The 21394-nt window shown below is 53.5% G+C and carries 17 protein-coding genes and 2 tRNA genes; 10 read left to right on the top strand and 9 right to left on the bottom strand.

All coding sequences use genetic code 11. The features are described 5' to 3' along the window. Position 1: 1 nt before the first annotated feature. The 5 genes from JMG82_RS00220 to secA form a co-directional block, all read right to left on the bottom strand. Positions 2–1270: a phosphopentomutase gene (locus JMG82_RS00220; protein WP_201354109.1), complete on the bottom strand. Its 1269-nt coding sequence runs from the start codon at positions 1268–1270 to the stop codon at positions 2–4. Further along, a complete protein-coding gene (gene deoC, locus JMG82_RS00215; protein ID WP_201352937.1) occupies positions 1267–2049 on the bottom strand; it encodes a deoxyribose-phosphate aldolase in 783 nt (260 codons plus the stop codon). Before deoC ends, JMG82_RS00220 begins: the two co-directional genes overlap by 4 nt. A gap of 10 nt (positions 2050–2059) precedes the next feature. Then, the gene (locus JMG82_RS00210) at positions 2060–3304 is read right to left on the bottom strand and encodes a NupC/NupG family nucleoside CNT transporter (protein ID WP_201352936.1); all 1245 of its coding nucleotides are present in this window, start codon (positions 3302–3304) and stop codon (positions 2060–2062) included. Between the two features lie 205 nt (positions 3305–3509). After that, positions 3510–4709 (bottom strand): ABC transporter permease, encoded by a 1200-nt coding sequence (locus tag JMG82_RS00205; protein ID WP_201352935.1) that lies wholly within the window; start codon positions 4707–4709, stop codon positions 3510–3512. 106 nt (positions 4710–4815) lie between these two features. Then, positions 4816–7398 carry a preprotein translocase subunit SecA gene (gene secA / locus JMG82_RS00200; RefSeq protein WP_201352934.1) on the bottom strand — a complete coding sequence of 861 codons (2583 nt, stop codon included), beginning with the start codon at positions 7396–7398 and terminating at the stop codon, positions 4816–4818. A gap of 108 nt (positions 7399–7506) precedes the next feature. Here secA and lolA point away from each other — a divergent pair, with 108 nt between their 5' ends. After that, entirely contained in the window at positions 7507–8031 is a 525-nt protein-coding gene (gene lolA / locus JMG82_RS00195) for a LolA-like outer membrane lipoprotein chaperone (RefSeq protein WP_201352933.1), read from the top strand. On the opposite strand, the gene JMG82_RS00190 is transcribed toward lolA, so the two are convergent. From JMG82_RS00190 to flgL, 4 genes are all read right to left on the bottom strand, one after another. Further along, positions 8028–8405, bottom strand: coding sequence for a hypothetical protein (locus JMG82_RS00190; RefSeq protein WP_201352932.1), 378 nt, complete (start codon positions 8403–8405; stop codon positions 8028–8030). The genes lolA and JMG82_RS00190 overlap by 4 nt on opposite strands. 68 nt (positions 8406–8473) lie before the next feature. Then, positions 8474–11047 (bottom strand): bifunctional aconitate hydratase 2/2-methylisocitrate dehydratase, encoded by a 2574-nt coding sequence (gene acnB, locus JMG82_RS00185; protein WP_201352931.1) that lies wholly within the window; start codon positions 11045–11047, stop codon positions 8474–8476. Positions 11048–11195: 148 nt separating this feature from the next. Continuing rightward, entirely contained in the window at positions 11196–13274 is a 2079-nt protein-coding gene (locus JMG82_RS00180) for an FtsK/SpoIIIE family DNA translocase (protein ID WP_201352930.1), read from the bottom strand. 148 nt (positions 13275–13422) lie between these two features. After that, the gene (gene flgL, locus JMG82_RS00175; protein WP_201352929.1) at positions 13423–15111 is read right to left on the bottom strand and encodes a flagellar hook-associated protein FlgL; all 1689 of its coding nucleotides are present in this window, start codon (positions 15109–15111) and stop codon (positions 13423–13425) included. A 208-nt stretch (positions 15112–15319) separates the two neighbouring features. On the opposite strand from flgL, the gene JMG82_RS00170 reads away from it, so the two are divergent. The 9 genes from JMG82_RS00170 to speA all read left to right on the top strand — a co-directional run bounded on the left by JMG82_RS00170 (position 15320) and on the right by speA (position 21380). Further along, on the top strand, positions 15320–15595 hold the full coding sequence (locus tag JMG82_RS00170; RefSeq protein ID WP_201352928.1) for an HU family DNA-binding protein: 276 nt from the start codon (positions 15320–15322) through the stop codon (positions 15593–15595). Positions 15596–15684: 89 nt separating this feature from the next. After that, positions 15685–15771: transfer RNA gene (locus JMG82_RS00165), tRNA-Leu, on the top strand. 8 nt (positions 15772–15779) lie between these two features. Next, positions 15780–15854: transfer RNA gene (locus JMG82_RS00160), tRNA-Gly, on the top strand. A gap of 134 nt (positions 15855–15988) precedes the next feature. Next, positions 15989–16726: a flagellar basal body P-ring formation chaperone FlgA gene (gene flgA / locus JMG82_RS00155; protein WP_201352927.1), complete on the top strand. Its 738-nt coding sequence runs from the start codon at positions 15989–15991 to the stop codon at positions 16724–16726. Then, positions 16723–17250 (top strand): UbiX family flavin prenyltransferase, encoded by a 528-nt coding sequence (locus tag JMG82_RS00150; RefSeq protein ID WP_201352926.1) that lies wholly within the window; start codon positions 16723–16725, stop codon positions 17248–17250. Before flgA ends, JMG82_RS00150 begins: the two co-directional genes overlap by 4 nt. Beyond that, positions 17247–17738, top strand: coding sequence for a pantetheine-phosphate adenylyltransferase (gene coaD, locus JMG82_RS00145; protein WP_201352925.1), 492 nt, complete (start codon positions 17247–17249; stop codon positions 17736–17738). The genes JMG82_RS00150 and coaD overlap by 4 nt, the downstream gene beginning before the upstream one ends. 3 nt (positions 17739–17741) lie before the next feature. Further along, positions 17742–18323, top strand: coding sequence for a dTMP kinase (tmk, locus tag JMG82_RS00140; RefSeq protein ID WP_201352924.1), 582 nt, complete (start codon positions 17742–17744; stop codon positions 18321–18323). Next, the gene (gene hisS / locus JMG82_RS00135; protein ID WP_201352923.1) at positions 18320–19534 is read left to right on the top strand and encodes a histidine--tRNA ligase; all 1215 of its coding nucleotides are present in this window, start codon (positions 18320–18322) and stop codon (positions 19532–19534) included. The genes tmk and hisS overlap by 4 nt, the downstream gene beginning before the upstream one ends. Next, positions 19512–21380, top strand: coding sequence for a biosynthetic arginine decarboxylase (gene speA, locus JMG82_RS00130; RefSeq protein ID WP_201352922.1), 1869 nt, complete (start codon positions 19512–19514; stop codon positions 21378–21380). Before hisS ends, speA begins: the two co-directional genes overlap by 23 nt. Positions 21381–21394 lie beyond the last annotated feature (14 nt).

The raw sequence follows: 21394 nt of genomic DNA, 5'->3' as shown, positions 1-21394 counted from the left end.
TTTAGCTTCTGTAAATTTCCTGATAAAAACTCTTGCCTACCAACAGCGGCTTCATGCCGTGATGCTCGGCGATGGTCTGACCGATATCGGCGAAGGTGTAACGGTGCCCCAGGTTGACGGGGCGCACCTTTTTGCCGTAGAAGAGCACGGGGATGTGCTCTCTGGTATGGTCGGTGCCCCACCAGGTCGGGTCGCATCCGTGGTCGGCGGTCACCACCAGCAGATCCTCTTCATTCAACAGTGCCATCATCTCCGGCAGCCGGCTGTCAAAATACTCCAGCTCCCTGGCGTAGCCGGAGATGTTGCGCCTATGGCCGTAGTCGGCGTCGAAATTGACGAAGTTGGTAAAGACGATGCCATCATCCTTTAGCGACTTCACCGCCTCCAGCGTCGTGTCGAAGAGCTCCTCGATCCCGTTGGCGCGGTAGGCGCGTGTGATGCCGCAACCGGCGAAGATATCCTTGATCTTGCCCACGCTCACCACCTCTTTGCCCGCCTCTTTCATTTCGTCCAGCAGGGTTTTCGCCGGCGGTTTGACGGAGTAGTCGTGACGGTTGCCGGTGCGCTTGAAGGTTTGGGGCGACTCGCCCACGAAAGGGCGGGCGATGACCCGGGCCACATTGTACCGGTCCACCAGTTTTCTGGCGATTTCACATATCTCGTATAGCCGCTCGAGGCCGAAGTGCTCTTCGTGAGCGGCTATCTGGAAAACGCTGTCGGCGGAGGTGTAGACGATAGGCTTGCCGGTTTTTATATGTTCCATGCCATATTTTTCGATAATCTGCGTTCCCGACGCCTGGCAGTTGCCCAGAATCCCCGGTACTTTCGCCTCTTTGATGAACGCTTCGATCAGTTCGGGCGGGAAGGAGTCGGTTTTTTTGCGGAAATAGCCCCATTTGAAGGTCACGGGGGCGCCCATCATCTCCCAGTGGCCGCTGGAGGTGTCCTTGCCGGTGGAGACTTCCGACGCGTATCCGTACGCCCCTTCGGGCACCACATCTTCATTAAGCCCCTCGGGGTAGCATCCGCCGCAACTCTCTTTGGCGGCGAATCCCAGACCCAGCCGGTTGAGATGGGGCAGTTTCAAAGCCCCGGTGCGCCCCTCCTCCGCCAGTCCCGCGTTGCAGAAGGCGGCGATGTTGCCCAGGGTATTGGCCCCGTCGTCGTTGAAGGGCCGACCCTCCTTCGTCACATCTCGGAATCGGCAGGCATCTTCGGCCCCGCCGATTCCGAAGGAGTCCAGCAGCAGTATAATCGTGCGTCTCATCAGTAAACCTCCCCTTCCCTCTTCTCTTCATCGGCACTGGCCAAACCCAGCGTCTCCAGAATACTCTTCAAAAGTCCCGAAGCCCCGAAACGGAAATGCTCTTTGGATATCCAGCCCGGGCCCATGACCCGCTCCGCCAACTCCAGATAGGCTTTGGCACTTTTGACGTCCCGGATACCGCCTGCAGCCTTGAACCCTACACCGGGATTGACCTCTTTGATGATAGTCAGCATCACCTCCGCCGCTTCGAGGGTGGCGTTGACGGGCACTTTGCCGGTGGAGGTCTTGATGAAATGCGCGCCCGCATCGATGGCGATGCGGGAAGCTTTGGCGATCAGCTCAGACTCTTTCAGCTCCCCCGTCTCCAGAATGACTTTCAGTTTCACCCCGTCTCCGCACGCCATCCGGCACGCTTTGACCAGGTCGAAGCCGACCCGCTCGTCTCCCGCCATCAACGCCCGGTAGGGAAAGACCACATCCACCTCGTCGGCACCGTAGGCGATGGCGGCTTTGGTTTCCGCCACGGCGATGTCGATGTCATCGTCCCCCCACGGGAAATTGGTGACCGTCGCCACGCTGATGCGGGGTGTCCCCTGCTCTATTAGCGTCTTTTTGGCGATGGGAACGAACCGGGGATAGATGCAGACCGCCGCCGTATCGCCCGCGGGGGTGTGGGCGTCATGGCAGAGTTGGACGATCACTTCTTTGGTATCGTCGTCGTTAAGAGATGTCAGGTCCATCAGGACCAAAGCGGTTTTCGCCGCCGTTTGCGGATCTTGCATTGGGGTTTCCTTAGAGCATTTTGATCGCGACAAATATACCCACCAGCGTGGCACTCATGAAATTGGAAAGCGTTCCCGCCAGAATCGCTTTCATTCCCATACGGGCGATATCACCCCGTCTGCCCGGGGCGATGACCCCCAGGCCCCCCAAAAGAATGGCGAGCGAGGAGAGGTTGGCGAAACCGCAGAGCGCCACCGTCGCGATGGCGAAAGAGTGCACGTCGAGGCTCTCTTTCATCTTCACCAGATCGATATAGGCGACGAATTCGTTGATGATGAGTTTGATACCAAGCAGCGAGCCCACATCGGTCGCATGCTCCCACGGCACGCCGAGAATAAAGGCGACGGGGGCGAAGAGGTACCCCAGCATCTGCTGGATCGTCAGGTTTTCCAGGCCGAACATACCGCCGATGCCCCCCACCATCATGTTCAGCAGGGCGATCAGCGCGACGAAGGCGATCAGCATGGCGCCGACATTGGCCGCGAGCTTCAGCCCGTCCGACGCACCGATGGCGGCCGCGTCTATGACGTTGACCGCCTCCGTCTCCTTCTCCTGCTCTTCGACGATTTTGGATTCCAGATCCGTCCTGGGGGTATCGGTTTCGGGTTCTAACATTTTGGCCATCAACAGCCCGCCGGGTGCGGCCATGAAGGAGGCTGCGATCAGATAGTTCAAGGGAATGCCCATGGTGGCGTATCCGGCCAGCACCGCTCCGGCGACGGAAGCGAGCCCGCCCGACATGATGGCGAAGAGTTCCGATTTCGTCATCGTCGGAAGATAAGGCTTGACCACCAGGGGCGCTTCGGTCTGGCCGACGAAAATGTTGGCGGCCGCCGATAGGGATTCGACGGGCGAGGTTTTGAGCAGCTTCTGCAGGCCGCCTCCCATCACCTTGATAACCACCTGCATGATCTTCAGATAATAAAGCACCGACATCAGCGCTGCGAAGAAGATGATGACCGGCAGCACCTTGACCGCGAAAATGAAACCGATCTTCTTCACATCCACCAGAGGGCCGAAGACAAAACCGATACCGGTCTGGGCACTGTCGATCACCGCCTGGACCCCGTCACTGATCGCCTGCAGCGTCGCCGCACCCGAATCGGTATAGATCACAAACGCCGGCACCAGCGCCTGCAACGCCAACGCACCCAAAATCGTTCGTGGGTTGATCGCCTTGCGATTGCTGGAAAAGAGAAATGCGACCGTCAGCAGAGCGACGACACCGAGCAAGCCGATAAAAACATGTTGCATGCCATACTCCTCATCCGTGAAACTTCAAACCTGGAGTTGTTGTAATCTATGATGAGATCACAGAATTCATTTCGTTAAAGATTATAACTATATTACATTAAATGTTTATTTATCCGTTTTAAAAGAAATCTTTAAAGAGGTACCGGCAGATGGATTTCGCTGATACGGGTATATCAGAGAAAGTTTACAAGAGAGTAAAATAAAACTATTCGTTCCTGAGAACTTTGAGCGGATCTACTTGCGAGGCCTTCTTCGCCGGGTAGAGGGATGAGAAGAGTGTAATTAAAAAAGCACCCACAAGGATACTCACGAAATCGACGGCATCCAAATCCAACGGCAGGCGGCTGGTGCCATAGACATCTTCGGGAAGGGATACGATATCGAAGTGACTCAGCAGTTCCACGCCGACCAGGCCCAGCAGTGCGCCGAAGAATACGCCGCCCAGTCCGATGATAAGACCGAGTCTGAAAAAAATCTGCATGATCTCCCGTTTCGATGCGCCTAGTGAAAGTAGAAGCGCCACCTCGCTGCGACGGTTCATCACCGTCATCAACAGTGAACTGACGATGTTGAGCGAAGCGATGAGAATAATGAGCATCAACACGATGAAAAGGGCGTGTTTTTCCATCTGCATCGCAGTGAAGAAGTTGCCGTTTTGCTGCCACCAGCCGATGATACCCACGGACCCGGGCAGCTCCTCTTTGATCGTCTCAATATCTTTCATGGGATGATGCGATTCGATATGGATACCGTCGTAGTGGCCGGGTTTTCGGCCCAATATCTTTTCAAATGTCCGAAACGAGGTATAATAGTAGCTCTCGTCGTAGGCGTTGAGTCCCGACCTGAAAAGTCCCTCGATCGTGAAACGTTTGGAAAGGGGCATCAGTGTAAGACCGGCGGGCCGAAGTGTCGAAAAAATGAACATGATCTTGTCGCCGATATCCAGCCGAAGATGTTCCGCCAATGGTTTGCCGATAACGACGCCATATTTTCCGAAAGGTTTGGCATAGGCTTTTGCGAAAACCTCGTTGACGACCTTTTCCCGCTCCGGATCGATACCGAACATCAATCCCCCCTTCAGGGTCCCGCCTTTGCGGACCATTACCTGTGTCTGCATATAGGGACTAAACGACAGATCGGGAAACTTGTCTTCCAAAGCTGTAACGAGAGCGTCGTCGATGGCGTTTCGAAGTTTCGGATAGACAGTCAGAGGGTAGTTCATCACGAAGAGCCGTTTTTCGAACTCCTTCTCCATTCCGTTCATGATCGCCATGGCAATGATAAGGACGGTCACACCGATCATGATACCGAGAAAAGCGAGAATTGCCGAGAGAAATATAAAAGGATGCTCTCTGTCAAAGCGCAGATAGCGCCGTACCATCGTATTGACGAAACGTTTATTCACGATTTACCTTTCGTGAATGGAAAAACGGGAACCGGAAACAGACGATGGCAAGCGCACTCTTTTTTTCCGCATTTTTGCTTTCTGTTTCACGATTTTTGAAATTTCATCAGGAATTTTTTGCCAAAGCGCCTTTTTTCGGGCCGCTTCTGCCACAGCAGTGTTTGTACTTCTTGCCGCTTCCGCAGGGGCACGGTTCGTTGCGGGCCGGTTTCTTTTTGCCTGCCAGGGGAGCGAGCTCTTCCTCCTTGTTGGTCGAGAAGTTATCCATTTCCGCTTCCATCTGCTCCCGCATCCGCTCGATGGCCGCCTGCTCTTCGGCCAGCTCCTCTTCGCTTTTGAATTGGATGAGATAGAGGGTTTTGAGTGCTTCGAACTTGATTGATTCGACCAGTTCGGTAAAGAGATTGTAGCTCTCTTTTTTGTATTCGACCAGCGGATCCTTCTGATTGTAACCCCGCAGTCCGATACCGGTTTTAAGGATATCCATTTGGTAAAGATGGTCGCGCCAGGCGTTGTCGAGCACCTGCAGATAAATGATTCGTTCGATCTCGTTGCGCTGTTCGGGATGAATGGCGGCCATCTTCTCTTCGTAACGCCTCTTGAGCTCTTCGAGCAGAAATTCTCTGAGGTCGTGATACTCTTTGCCTTCCAGTTCGGAGGGTTCGAAGGCTTCACCCAGCTCTTCAAGAAGCTTCAGACGCAATCTCTCCAGATCGAAATCCTCCCGTGGGGCACCGTCGAATATACCGCAATCCATCATCAGATTGTCGAGATACTCCTCTCTTACCGTATCGATTTTCTCGGAAATATTGAATTCGGGATTGAGAAGTTCGTGGCGGAACTTGTAGACCAGCTTGCGCTGTTCGTTGGCGACATCGTCGTATTCAAGGAGGTGTTTACGCGACTCGAAATGGAGGTTTTCGACCTTCTTCTGCGCCTTCTCGACGGCACGGGTCACCATCTTCGATTCGATATACTCGCCCTCTTCGACACCCATCTTCTCCATGATGGTTTTGATGCGTTCACTGCCGAAAATACGCAGCAGGTGATCTTCGAGGCTCAGGTAGAAGCGGCTCTCGCCCGGATCTCCCTGGCGACCGGAGCGTCCCCGAAGCTGATTGTCGATCCGACGGCTCTCGTGGCGTTCCGTACCGATAATGTAAAGGCCGCCGAGTTCGCGCACCTCGTCGTCGATCTTGATATCGACACCGCGTCCTGCCATATTGGTCGCGATGGTGACCGCCCCTTTTTTGCCGGCGTCTTTGATGATTTCCGCTTCGTGTTCGTGGTTTTTGGCATTGAGCACGTTGTGCGGAATCTTCTCTTTTTTGAGCAGTTCGTGGAGCACTTCCGACTTTTCGATCGATGCCGTACCGACCAGGATCGGCTGCCCTTTTTTGTTGCGTTCCCTGATATCCCGGAGGACGGCATCAAATTTCTCTTTTTCCGTTTTGTAGATCAGGTCGGGCATATCTTTGCGAATCACCGGCACATTGGTCGGAATGGAGATAACATCGAGTCCGTAAATCTCGGCGAATTCCGTCGCTTCCGTCTGTGCCGTACCCGTCATACCCGCCAGTTTCTCATACATACGGAAATAATTCTGGAAAGTGATGTCCGCCAATGTCTGGGATTCCTCCTTGATCTCCACACCCTCTTTGGCTTCCAGCGCCTGATGCAGCCCTTCGCTGAAGCGGCGCCCTTCGCTCAAGCGTCCCGTGAATTCGTCGACAATGACGATCTCCCCATCTTTGACCACATAATCCACATCCCTTTCGAAAAGGTGGTGCGCCTTGAGCGCCTGGTCGAGATGGTGAGCGAGAATGGCATTCTCCATCGCGTAGAGATTGTCGACACCGAAAAGTTTCTCGGCTTTTTCGATCCCTTTTTCGGTTACGAGTATGACCCGATTTTTTTCATCGACCGTGAAATCCTCGTCCCGCACCATCTGCCTCGCCACCTTGTCGGCCCGCATGTAGTTATCCAGTTTGCTCTTGGTGGGACCCGAGATGATCAGCGGTGTGCGTGCCTCGTCGATCAGGATCGAATCGACCTCGTCCACAATCGCGTAGTAGTGGTCACGCTGCACCATCTCCTCCAGGGAGTATTTCATGTTGTCACGCAGATAATCGAACCCGAATTCGTTGTTGGTACCGTAGGTGATATCGGCATCGTACTGCGCTTTGCGGGTCGCGTCATCGGGTATATCCGCCGTGATCGTACCGACGGAATATCCCAGGAAATTGTAAATCTTTCCCATCTCCGTCGCATCCCGTTTGGCGAGGTAGTCGTTAACCGTGACGACATGGACGCCGCGTCCGAGCATCGCATTGAGTACCACGGGCAGCGTGGCGACAAGTGTTTTACCCTCGCCGGTCTTCATTTCGGCGATTTTGTTGTCGTGGAGAACCATGCCTCCGATGAGCTGGACATCGAAGTGCCGCATGCCGAGAGTGCGTTTCGCCGCTTCCCGCGTAATGGCAAACGAGTCGAAAAGAACATCATCCAAGGTGGCGTCTGCCGCCACTACCTTCTCTTTCAGAGTGTTGAACGCCCTTTTGAGCTCCTCGTCATCCATCTTTTCGTATTTGGGTTCCAGGGCGTTTATCTTTTTGACTTTTTTGGCGTACTTTTTCAGCTCCCTGTCGTTGGCCGTTCCGACTATGGCACGAAAAACCGATTTAATCATTCTTGTTTACCTTCATTGAGTAGTGGGACAATCTGCAAAAAATTTGTAGCGGATTATTAAGCGTATAATTTTATCACATATTCACACAGCTTTTTATAAAATCGTCCCATGAACAGAATATTTGCCGCCATAGCCCTCTCGACCGCCCTCTTTGCCGCACTGCCGGTCCCCGAACAGATGCGTGCCGATTTCAACCAGACCGTTCTCAACAGCGAGAACAACCGGACACTCCGTTACAGCGGCCATGTCGCCGTCAAGGTCCCCGACCGGGCGAAATGGATTTACGAAACTCCGGTGAAAAAAACGATCTGTCTACAGGGCAACCGTGCCTGGGTTATCGAACCCGAACTGGAACAGGCCACTCTCTATCGTCTCGACAGAACCATTCCCCTGCTTGCCATTCTCGAACATGCGAAGAACATCGATAAAACCCACTATATCGCCCACTACAACGGTGTCGCCTACGACATATATGTCGACGGCGGAAAACATCTCAACTCTGTCGGATATACGGATGAGCTGGGTAATCGTGTCACCCTCAAATTCAGCCGTGTCGATACTTCCAAAATCGACGATTCGCTTCTTGAATGCGATATCCCCGAAGATTACGACATTATCGACGGAAGATTTTAACGGGGTATCTTTCTGATCAGTTCGAGACACTTTTCAAGCGTGTCGGTCTCGATGCGTATATTCTGTATATAGACGAAATCGATTTCAATGCCGTACTGCCTGTCGGCCAGTTCGACCACCATCTTTTTGAATTGCGCCTTGCCCCGTGACGTCACAAGTGTTTCGGCCCAAAAACTCCCAACGGCCGTCTGAATCACATCCATCAACGCCACCTCGCTTTGTTGGATATCGCGCCCCTGAAGCACGATGGAGAGTTCCACGTTGACGGGTTTTCCGCTCTTTTTCTCCAAAACAGTGGTTTCCAGATGGTCAATGTGAAGCTCTCCGGCACAAAGAGCCAATGCAAGTGAGAGCATCAAAAGAACTGTTTTCATAGGGGTATTGTAGCGTATCGAGAAGAAAAAAAGGTTTGGCCGGGAAGGTATCCCGGCCAAACAGGGTATCAGCCGACCATGTATTCGAGGGTTTCCCTGTCAACTTTGTCGAAGCTGAGATATTTGTAGACGTCTTCCTCTTTGCCGGCGATCGCCTGGGGCACGATCTCGAGGTACTCCTCTTTGGTCGGAATGCGTCCGAGAATCGCACAGACCGCCGCCAGTTCCGCGGAACCCAGATAGACCTGGGCTCCTTTGCCGAGCCGGTTGTCGAAATTGCGCGTCGACGTGGAGAAGACGATGGCGTTGTCGCGTACACGGGCCTGGTTGCCCATACAGAGCGAACATCCCGGGATCTCCGTGCGCGCACCCGCCTGACCGAAGATGGCGTAGTAGCCCTCTTCGATGAGCTGTTTCTCGTCCATTTTGGTCGGCGGTGCGATCCAGAGGCGGGTAGGCACCTGGCCTTTGCCTTTGAGCACCTCTCCGAGCGCGCGGAAGAGGCCGATGTTGGTCATGCACGAACCCACGAAGACCTCTTCGATCTTGTGAGGACGATTCGGATCGGCGAGTACTTCGCTCAGTGTCGCCACATCGTCCGGGTCGTTCGGACAAGCGACGATCGGTTCGGTCACTTCGTTCAGGTCGATCTCAATGACAGCGGCATATTCGGCGTTTTCGTCCGCCTCCATCAGCGTCGGGTTTTCGAGCCATTTCTTCATGTTGTCGATACGACGCTGAATGGTGCGCTTGTCTTCGTATCCCTGGTCGATCATCGCTTCGAGAAGCTTGATGTTGGAGTTGATGTACTCGATGACGGGCTCTTTGTCGAGTTTGACGGTACAGGCAGCCGCGCTTCGTTCCGCCGATGCGTCGGAGAGTTCGAAAGCCTGCTCGCATTTGAGGAAGGGAAGCCCTTCGATCTCCAGCACACGGCCGGCGAAGATGTTCTTCTTGCCTTTCTTCTCGACGGTCAGCAATCCCTGCTTGATCGCGAAGTAGGGAATCGCGTTGACCAGGTCACGGAGCGTGATTCCCGGCTGCAGTTCTCCCTTGAAGCGGACCAGTACCGATTCAGGCATGTTCAGCGGCATCGTGCCGGTGACCGCCGCGAAAGCAACCAGACCGGAACCTGCCGGAAAGCTGATACCGATCGGGAAACGTGTATGGCTGTCACCGCCGGTGCCGACCGTGTCGGGAAGCACCATGCGGTTGAGCCAGCTGTGGATGACCCCGTCGCCGGGTCGCAGAATGACGCCGCCCCGGCTGGTCCAGAAGGGCGGAAGCGTGTGCTGCAACTGCACATCCGACGGCTTCGGATAGGCGGCCGTATGGCAGAAAGACTGCATGACAAGATCGGCACCGAAACTGAGGGCCGCCAGTTCTTTGATCTCGTCGCGCGTCATCGGTCCTGTCGTATCCTGGCTGCCCACGGTGGAGACTTCCGGCTCGACATACATACCGGGGCGGACACCTTCCATGCCGCACGCTTTGCCCACCATTTTCTGTGCCAGCGTATAACCGACGCCCTCTTTGCCTTCCGGCTGTTCGGGTCGCGCAAAGATGTTCTCTTCACCCATCCCCAGGACTTCACGCGCCTTGCGTGTCAGATTGCGGCCGATGATGAGCGGAATCCGGCCGCCTGCACGGTATTCGTCCGGAAGCGTGTTGGGTTTGAGCTTGAACTCGCTGACCACTTCGCCGTTTTTGTAGATCTTTCCTTCGTAGGGTTTGATCGTAATGACGTCGCCCGTCTCCAGTTTCTCGACCGGCGCTTCGATCGGCAGGGCTCCGGAGTCTTCGGCCGTGTTGAAGAAGATCGGTGCGATGATGCCGCCGATGATCACGCCGCCCGTGCGTTTGTTGGGCACACCCGGAATATCTTCGCCCAGGTGCCACTGGACCGAGTTGATACCCGATTTTCGGGAGGACCCCGTACCGACAACGTCGCCGACATAGGCCACCGGATGCCCCTTCTCTTTCAGCTTTTTGATCGTACCGATCGGATCCTCCATCTTCGCGGTGAGCATGCTGTTGGCATGGAGGGGAATGTCGCTGCGGGTAAAAGCTTCGCTGGCCGGAGAGAGGTCGTCGGTATTGGTTTCACCGGGGACCTTGAAGACCGTAACGGTGATCTCTTCCGGAAGTTCCGGACGATTCAGGAACCATTCGGCGTTCGCCCAGCTCTCCAGGACTTCCTTGGCATATCGGTTGCCCTGGTCGGCAAGCTCTTTCACATCGTTGAACGCATCATAAACGAGGAGGGTGTTTTTCAGTTGGTTCGCCGCTTCCTGGGCGATTTGGGGATCTTTGTGGCTCAAGGCATCGACCAGAGGCTTGACATTGAAGCCGCCCAGCATCATGCCCAGCATCCTGACGGTACGCAGCGGAGAGATCGCGGCCGTTTCCGCTTTGCCCTGTACGATATCGTTCAGAAACGCCGCTTTGACATAAGCGGCATCATCAACGCCCGGCGGCACACGGTTTTCGAGAAGATCCAGAAGCTTCTCCTCCTCCACGATCGGAATCTCTTTGAGAAGTTCGATAACCTGTGCCGTCTGCTCTGCGTTCAGCGGAAGCGGAGGAACGCCCAGCGCTTCGCGCTCTTTCACATGCTTTTCATAATCGGCCATAAAACCCATTCTTTCTCCTTCATTATGGTATGTATCGATCTATTTTAACAAAGAGTTCCGTAATCTTCGCCACTGTGTAACGATTGGTAACATACAAATTTCTACTGTGTGTTGAATGGTAACGTGGTATGCCAGAGAGATTTTGAAGAGATTCGGTTTACCCCTCGAGAATTTCCCTGTTTCCCTTCGCATTGGGCGCCGATACGACACCCATGCTCTCAAGCTGTTCGACAATGCGTGCCGCACGGTTGTAACCTATCTGAAGACGGCGTTGCAGATAGCTGATACTCGTTTTTCTGTCCGTTAGAACGATCTGTTTCGCCTCTTCGAAGAGGGGATCGATATCGTCCACCGTCCCGCCGCCGGGCAGCGCGCCGCCCTCCGCGTCGCTCTCCATAAGGAAATGCTCGTCGTACTCCGCGAGCCGCTGCGCTTTGAGATACTCAACGATGGTTTCAATCTCCTGTTCGCTGCTCCAGGGAGCGTGCAGCCGGATAAGCCCGCCTCCGCCGGGAGGAGTGAAGAGCATGTCGCCGCGTCCGAGGAGCGATTCTGCTCCCAGGGAATCGAGGATCACCTTGGAGTCGATCTTCTGTCCCACTTTGTAACTGATGCGCGATGGAAGATTCGCTTTGATGAGACCCGTGACGACGTCGACGCTGGGACGCTGTGTCGCGACGATGAGATGGATGCCGCTGGCCCGCGCCATCTGCGCCAGACGGGCGATCGAAAACTCGACATCCTTGCCGCCTGTCATCATCAGGTCCGCCAGTTCGTCGATAATGACGACGATGTAGGGCAACGCCTCCCTCTTCTCTCTCTTTGCCTTTTCGTTGTAGGTTTCGATATTTTTGGTGCGGGTCTGGCTCATCAATTGGTAGCGCCGTTCCATCTCCGTGACCATGTTCGAAAGTGCCGTGATCGCCTTCTTCGGCTGGGTGATGACCGGCGTTAGAAGATGGGGAATGTCATTGTAAATCGAAAACTCCAGCATTTTCGGATCGATCATCATCAGTTTCAGTTGATCGGGCGAATTGCGGTAAAGAAGGCTCAAAATCATCGCGTTGATCCCGACACTCTTTCCACTTCCTGTCGTTCCAGCGATCAGCAGATGGGGAAGTTTTTTCAGATCGGTGACAAAAGGTTTTCCTACGATATCCTTGCCCAGAGCGATCGTCAGGGGCGATTTCGACTTTTTGAAGATATTGTCTTCGAGAATCTCTCTTAGATAGATCGTTTCGACCTCTTTGTTGGGAATTTCGATACCGACCACATCTTTTCCCGGTACCGGTGCCTGTATGCGGATGGTCTGCGCCCGCAGCGCCATCGCCAGATCATCCTGCAGGTTCAAAATTTTCGAGACTTTGATGTGTGCGGCCGGCTTGAATTCGAAAGTGGTCACGACCGGCCCGGCATAGGTGCGCACCACGTCTCCCTCGATTTTGAACTTGGCCAGCTTCTCCAGCAGATCGCTGATCTTCGTGTCGATCTCCGCTTCGTTCACCTCTTTGCCTCTTTTGGGCGGTTTCTGAAGAAAATCGATTTTGGGAAGCTTGAAATTTTTCGGTTTTGTCTGTTCTTTCTCTCCCAGTTCGATCTGTTCGAGAAGTCTCTTGTTCTCCTCGATTTCGTGGACGATTTCGACCGACGCATGGTCCGGGTTGGAACGCGGTGGCTGCTCATCCTCTTTCTCCTGCGGGGTCTCTTCGTCGGATGCCTCTTCAAACGGCGGTCTCTCCTGCTCTGTCACTTCGGCAGAAACCATGGTTTCGGACACCTCTTTTTTCGCCGCGGCTTTTGGCTTTCTCTCCGCTTTTTTGCGCGGGGTTTCGGCCAGCCCGACATCCGGCTCTTTCGGTTTGGACGCCAACATCTCCCGGATGTCGGAGAGTTTCCAGTGAATCTTCTCTCCCCACAGAATCACACCCGAGAGTGTCAGGGTCATCAGCCAGAAAAGCCAGACTCCCGCATCTCCAATAAACGGATGAAGAAAATCGACGATGGACGCCCCTACCCATCCCCGCATCGCAGATGCCGCCACCAGCGCCTGGAGAATCAGCAGCGAAAAGAGAAAAAGAGTCCATGCGGCGAAACTCTCTATTTCGAAATCATCGATACTGCGAAGTTTGTAGAGTCGGTAGAGAGGATAGAGAAGAAAGATGAAATCGACATAGCCGAGGTACCCGAAAAGCTCCAGGTTGTGCGTTCCGACAAGTGTGCCGAGTGTACCCACCATGGCACTCTGGGGAAAAAATGTCGCGATGGTTCCGTAGATAAAAAGAATTGCGATGGTGAGGAGAAAAGCTGTTTTAAAAATTGTCCGTTCCTTCTTGTCGAATTCGAAGAAAGATTATATCTCATCCTTCGAATTCATTGCAAGACGATTAAATGTAATTAACCAAAGAGAGATTCTGCACTTTGGCGATGGAGGCCATCATCGCCTGAAAATTGAGGCTGAGCTGGTTCAACCGTACCGTCGCTTCACCGATATCGGTGTCGAGTACATCGGACCGAAGGGTCTGGACATTGATACGCAGCGTCTCGCTTCGCTCGACGGCATATTTGAGGCTGTTGGACATGGCACCGATTTTCGTATGCTCCTTTTCGACATGGTCCAGCACGTGATCGATGCGCTCGAGTGCATTTTCGATACCGGGATTTCTCGCCAGCGCATCGTTGCTGCCGTCGGGATAGAGCAGACCGTTCTCCACCGCTTCGATCGCTTCGCCGAGGGAAGCGAAAAGATCGTGTTTCGGGTCGTCCACGGTCAACGCGTCGTTGGTGTTGAAAAGCAGCGAGGGTGCATTGGCGTCATAAAGGGCAAAACTGTCGAGTCCCTCCGATTGGATATTCAGTTTCCCGTTTCTATCGATCCATACGGCAGCGTCATTGCCCGTTACCGCCGATACCTGGGACTTCAATTCGTCGATCAGTTGCTGGTAGGAAGTGGTTTCGTCAATGCCAAAGGCTGCGGCAGGATCGGTTCCGTTGATGGCGATATTCAACGTTCTTCCGCCGCTTAGATCGACAGCCGTCGTCTCCTGAAGTCTGTTGGACCCCTTAGCCACAGAACCGTTGGAGAGCAAAAACTGTCCCATATTTCCCCTGAAGGTATATTCTCCCGTTTTTTCAAACGGTACACCGTCATACGTACCGGATGCCGTGCCGGGAGTTTTTATAAAATCTATGTCCTCGGTGCCATCCGTACCATATATATGGAAATCAAACAGGCTGTTTCCTTTCAATTTGTCTCTGACATGAATGTACCCGTTGACCAGTCCGACATCGACAGTGTCGTTGCTGTACTGTTCGGCTATTTTGTCCAGCAGGTCTTTGACAGTCTGAGCCGGATTCAATGAGAAACTGCTCGAAACGATCGTTCCGTCGCTTTTTCGTCCCTGTACGGTGAATGTAAAACTGTTGGCATTGCCCGTCACCTCCTGAAGGGTCGTATCGAGCGTGACGGGGTCGTTTCCGTTCGCTTTCAGAAGAGGGATGTTGGTCGTTACCACACGGTGCACATTGGCGTCTTCGCCCAAAAAAAGATCTTCTCCTGGAATGTTGTAGGGCACTTCCACACCGGCTCCGACAACCGCTTTGAGTTCCTCCCCGTTGCCGTGATAGTGGCCATTTTTATCGAGCGGTTTGACATCCAGCTTGCTGCCGGAAAAGAGAAAGCGTCCGTTGATGGAACTGTTGCCCAGATTGACGAGATGTTCCTTGAGCGACTTGAGCTCGTTGCTGATGGCGTAGTAGTTACTCTCGGCGTTGGAACCGTTGGCCGCCTGAATCAGCAGCGTCTTGAAACGGGTGAGCGCATCGCTGAACTGAAACATCACACTGTCGGTATTGTCGGCGAAATTCTGCGCATCGGTCGCGACACTGACCGCCTGTGTCAACGAATGTTCCTCGTAATCGAGTCGAAGCGTGTCGGCAAAGACCGCCGGATCTTCGTACCCGTATTTGATCTTCGTACCCGAGGAGATCTGCCGGCTCAAAGCATCGAGCTGCTGTTTGATCCCTTGCTGCTCCGCGACGAATCTGTTGTAAAAATTGTTCTGTGTAATGCGCATTTTGGCTCCTTCGCCTGCCGTGAACGATCACTTTCATGGGGCTTTGCATCAACCTGCTTTCAAAGAAGCAAATTTGGTTCCCAGTCCGCTTTTGTTGCAGTAAATATCGGCATCATGGCATTTAAGTTGAGTTTTTCCCTGTAATTTCTTGCAATTTGAAATAAAACATTGTACAATGACCGTGTAAATCTCACATAAGGATAGCCCCATGAAAAAAGCCGAGTTCGTTCAAGCTGTCGCCGAAAAAGCGGGATTGTCTAAAAAAGACACCGAAGCGGTCCTCGATGCTGCCATCGATACAATCACGGAAGCACTTGCGGCAGGCAAGAGTGTAAGTTTCATCGGTTTCGGTACGTTTACTACGGCTGAGCGTGCTGCGAGAAAAGCGAAAGTTCCGGGTACAGACAGAGTCGTCGACGTTCCTGCTACACGTGCCGTCAAATTCAAAGTAGGGAAAAAACTGAAAGAAGCGGTTGCGAAATAATCTGAAAAAGAGAAGCACCGATTGCCTTTAATCGGTGTTTAAGCTGCCAGTCAATAAAATTCCACTCGTGATTATTCAGGGTACCAGAAGCCGGGGTGGTGAAACTGGTAGACACGCCAGACTCAAAATCTGGTGGGCATTAGCCCGTGCCGGTTCGAGTCCGGCCCTCGGTACCATTTTTCACGCGGGAGTAGCTCAGTGGTAGAGCACAACCTTGCCAAGGTTGGGGTCGCGGGTTCGACCCCCGTCTCCCGCTCCATTTTATTCATTTTTTCTCTCCTTGTTTTTGGTGCTTTTTCATATTCCGACACTATTGAACTAAAAGATCGCTATACTCTTAGAAACAACTGTATAACCCCTGAGACTTTCGGACTGAAGGGGCATAATAACTGCTTGAAACGATTGCCAAAAGAGCGCTTCCGCTGGCAGATACCCGTCTATGAAATCAAAACGCTTCTGGAAAAAGAGGGACATCGTGTCCGACTGCCCAAAAGCGGCATCATCACATTCGAACGTTCCTTTATCGGCCGCTACCCGGCACTCGAAAAAGAGGTCGCCGGAAAATTCAGAAGACACTACCCCGCCATAGAGATCAAAAGCATCACCGTCAAACCGACCGGTTTAAAATACAGTGCCTTCGAATTTTCGAAAAAATGTACACTGCGGCTTTCTGAAGGCGCTCTGGGCAGAAACCACGGCACCTTTGTGGTCAAGTGCGGGAAAAAAAACCACTTTTTCCAATTTCGTATCGATGCACAGCTGGGTGTCTATAAAGCGAATCATCAAATAAAAAAAGATAGAATAATTGACTTAAACAGCCTGCGGTACGAAAACATACCGCTCGTCAGGATGCACGACACGCCGGTAACCGACCTCTCAGGCGGCAGGTACATGGCACGGCAGATAATCCCGGCAGACAAAATCATCACTGCCAGAATGGTGGCGCCGATACCGGCTGTCAAAAAGGACGAAAGGGTCCTTTGCATCTACCAAGAGGGAAACGTACGTATCGAATTCGAGGCAACGGCGTTGCAAAACGGCTATATGGGCAACAGTGTCACCGTTAAAAAATCGGATGGCAAGTCGATCAGAGGCGTCGTGACAGGAGAGAAAAAGGTGGAAATTCGATGAAACTGACAGTCGCCGTTACAGGAGCGAGCGGAGTGCAGCTCGGCTTTCGTCTCCTTGAGTATCTTCCCGCCCACGTCAGCCCCTATCTGATCGTCACCGACAACGGCCGTAAAGTGATCGAACACGAAAGTGTCCGAATCTATCAAAACGACGACATTTCCGCCCCCATGGCGTCGGGATCCTTTCGTATCGATGCCATGATTGTCACTCCCTGCAGCATGAACACGCTGGCGAAGATCGCCTGCGGCATCGCCGACAACCTGGTGACACGCGCCGCCGCTGTGATGATCAAGGAGCGTAAACCTCTCCTGCTTGCACCGCGTGAAATGCCTTTCAGCGCCATCGCGCTCGAAAACATGCTCAAACTCTCCCGCCTCGGCGTCATCGTGGCTCCCCCGATCGCCGGATATTACAGCGATCACGAAACGGTGGAGGAGATGGAGCGTTTCATCGTAGGGAAGTGGTTCGATCTGCTCGGCATCGAAAACACCCTTTTCAAACGTTGGAAAAACGAGGAAGCATGAAAAACAAAAAAGTGATTTACCCCGGTACTTTCGATCCCATCACGAACGGCCATCTCGACATCATCATCCGGGCGACGCACCTTTTCGACGAAATCATCGTCGCCGTGGCGGAATCGAGTGAAAAGAGACCGATGTTTTCCCACGATCAGCGTATCGCCATGGCAAAAGCCGCGTGCGGCGGTCTGAAATCTGTCTCGGTCCAGGGATTTTCGAGCCTGCTGGTGGAATTCTGCCGGCAGATGGACTCTTCGATCATCATCCGCGGACTGCGCGCCGTCAGCGATTTCGAATACGAACTGCAGATGGGATACGCCAACGCTTCCCTAGCTCCCGAGATCGAAACGGTCTACCTGATGCCGAGCCTTGAAAATGCCTTCATCAGTTCCTCTGTCGTCCGGTCGATCCTCAAACACGATGCATCCTGCGCCCATCTTCTGCCACCCGAGGTGAACAGGATGGTCGAAACAGCCAGAAAGCAAGAAGCCTAAAAGATGTATGTCGCTTTCGAAGGGATCGACACGGTCGGCAAAAGCACCCAGGTGGCACGGGTGGCACGCGCTTTCGACAATGTACTCGTCACCAAAGAGCCGGGAGGAACGCCACTGGGAAGAAAGATACGCACGATCCTTCTTGAAGAAGGCGATCTGCACCCGCGCAGCGAGGTGCTCCTCTTTCTGGCCGACCGGGCCGAACACACCGAACGTGTGATCCGTCCCAACCACGACAGACTGATTCTGAGCGACCGCTCTTTCATCTCCGGCGTCGCTTACGCCCATGTCCATGAGAAGATAGCCATCGACACGCTTCTACAACTCAACCGCTACGCGACAGCGAATCTTGTTCCCGATGCGGTCGTCTTGATGACGATCGACGAGGAGAGTCTGCTGAAGAGACTCTCTGACAAAAAACACGACACGATCGAAAAGCGGGGCATCGAATACATGATGGCGGTGCAGCGGTGCATGGAGGAGCTGACCGACCTGCTCGAAATTGACCGGCTCGTCGTCGATGCCACCCAGTCTGTTGATACGATTACCCGACTTATCACCCAATTTATCAAGGAACGCCTATGATTCAAGCCCTTCGAGGAATGAAAGATATCATCGCACCGGAAAACGAAACCTTTACCCATATCCTGAAGACGGCAGGCGACATCGCCGAACGGTACGGATACGAATATATCGAAACCCCGCTGCTGGAAGAGACGGCACTTTTCAAACGGAGCGTGGGCGAAAGCAGCGATATCGTCGGCAAGGAGATGTATCAGTTCATAGACAAAGGGGGCCACGATGTCTGTCTGCGACCGGAAGGAACGGCCGGTGTGGTCCGGATGTTCATCCAGAACAAGTTGGACAAAAAGGGAGGCATCCACCGGATGTACTATCACGGCCCGATGTTCCGCTACGAGCGTCCGCAGAAAGGACGCCTCAGGGAATTCCACCAGTTCGGATGCGAAAGTTTCGGTGAAGAGAGCGTCTACGAGGATTTCAATATCATTTTGATGATCAAGGATATCTTCGATGCCCTCGGTATCGGCTACCGAATCAAAATCAACTCCCTGGGGTGTCCGGAGTGCATGCCCGGTTACCGGGAGCACCTTGTCAGCCATCTCCACGATATCAGTGACGGCCTCTGTGAAGATTGTCTGCGTCGCATCGATACCAATCCCATCCGGGTTCTCGACTGTAAAAACGAAAATTGTCAGGCCCTGCTCGAAAACGCGCCGTTGATCACCGAAAAACTGTGTGAAACCTGCGATGCCGATTTCTCCACACTCGTCAGGCTTCTGGAAGCGCACAATCTCCCTTTCGAGCTCGATCCCAAGCTCGTCCGCGGACTCGACTACTACACCCGTACCGCTTTCGAATTCGTCAGCGATGAAATCGGTGCCCAGAGTGCCATCGCCGGCGGGGGGCGCTACAACCGTCTGGTCGAGTTTCTCGGCGGCAAACCGACACCGGCTGTTGGATTCGCCCTTGGAATCGAAAGGATTCTCGAGCTGGTGAAACTCCCGAGAAAGGGAAGAGAGGGTGTCTATCTGGGTGTCATGGTCCCCGAAGCCGTCGATATCATCGTCGACCTGGCCCACAAAATGAGACAGAACGAAAAGGTCTTCGCCGAATATAACAAAAAATCTCTCAAAGCGCACCTCAAGGCCGCGGACCGCCTGGGCGTCAGAAAATGCGCCATTATCGGGGAAGACGAACTTAAAACGGGAGAAATCTGGGTCAAGGACCTCGAGAAGAAAGAGGAGCAGCGCATTGCCGTCGACCGATTCGCATGATCCAAAAAAGATTTACGGCATCCATATCTGGGGCGAAGGAAACTTCGTCGTCGAGGATGGAGTGGTCAAAATCAACCACGGCTGCAAGCCCTCTTTGATGGAGATTACAAAAAGACTCCGCGATGAAGGATACAAAGGACCTCTTTTTCTCCGTTTTCCCCACCTTTCCGCCCAAAATGTCCGCAATCTCTTCGCCCATTTCGAACGGGCGAAGAGGGAGTTCGGCTACGGAGGAAAGTTCAAGGCGGTCTTTCCGCTGAAAGTGAACCAGTTTCCGGGCTTCATCATTCCGCTGATGGAGGCGACAAAGGAGCTGGAGTACGGCCTCGAAGCGGGGAGCAAGGGGGAGCTGATCCTCGCCATGGCCTATACCAACCTGGGCAAACCGATCACCGTCAACGGGTTCAAGGACCAGGAACTCATAAGCATCGGCTTTCTCGCCGCGAAGATGGGGCACAACATCACCCTGACGATCGAAGGGATCAACGAACTGGAACTGATCATCAAAGAGGCCAAGCGATTCGGCACGCCCGTACCGAAAATCGGCCTGCGCATCCGACTCCACACGGGCGGCATCGGCATCTGGGCCAAAAGCGGCGGGTACAGCTCAAAGTTCGGCCTTACATCCACCGAACTGCTCGAAGCGATGGACCTGCTAAAAGCCCACGACCTCACCGACAGGCTTTCGATGATCCATTTCCATATCGGTTCCCAGATGAACCACATCTCTCCGCTGAAAAAGGCGATCCGGGAAGCCGGAAACATCTATGCCGAACTGCGGAAACTGGGTGCCGAAAACCTGCACGCCATCAACATAGGAGGTGGGCTGGCCGTCGAATACAGCCAGCAGGAGTCACAGACAAGCCGCAACTACACCCTCGAAGAGTTCACCAACGACGTGGTATTCCTTCTTAAGGAGATATCCCAGGCCAAAGGGGTGCGCGAACCGACCATCTTCACCGAATCGGGGCGCTACGTGGCCGCCAATCACGCCGTCCTCGTCGCGCCGGTCCTCGAACTCTTCAGCCAGGAGTACAGCGAAAAGATCCTGCGTCTGAAAGAGACCAATCCTCCGCTGGTTCAGGAGCTCTACGACCTTTACCGCTCCATATCGACGAAAAACGCCAGAGAGTATCTTCACGACGCCCTCGATCATATGGAGTCGCTTCTTACACTTTTCGACCTGGGCTATATCGATCTGACAGACCGGGCCAACACCGAAACACTGGTGCACCTGATCATCAAGAAGGCGCTGGAACTCCTGCGCGACAAACCGTCCAAAGAGATCAAAGACATACTCGATCGGGTGCAGGAGCGCTACCTGGTGAATTTCTCCCTTTTCCAGTCGCTTCCCGACTACTGGGGTCTCGGCCAGACATTTCCCCTGATGCCTCTTGACAGGCTCGACCAGCCCCCCACCCGCTCCGCCAGCTTGTGGGACATCACCTGCGACAGCGATGGGGAAATCGCCTTCAATATCGACAATCCGCTCTATCTCCACGATGTGAATGTCGAAAAAGAGGAGTACTTCCTGGGTTTCTTCAAAGTCGGTGCCTATCAGGAGATTCTCGGCATGCGCCACAACCTCTTCACCCATCCGACCGAAGCGATCGTACGTTTCGAAGAGGATGGCACCTATCGCATCGAAAAGATTCTGGAGGCCCAGAATATCCTCGATGTGCTCGAAGATATCGATTACGATACCAAAGAGGTCGAACGACGCATCAGACAATTGATCGAGGATTCCGAAAAAATAGAGGAAGATGAGCGCAAAGAAATACTTGGCAAACTTTACCTCTATCTCAGTGAAAATGGTTATCTTAGAACCATCAATTTTGCGGAATAGTTCCATTCGAGGGG

Source organism: Hydrogenimonas urashimensis (assembly GCF_016593255.1).
GTDB lineage: Bacteria > Campylobacterota > Campylobacteria > Campylobacterales > Hydrogenimonadaceae > Hydrogenimonas > Hydrogenimonas urashimensis.
The sequence above is the reverse complement of the archived record's forward strand: the minus strand, read 5'-3'. Positions and strand labels throughout refer to the sequence as shown.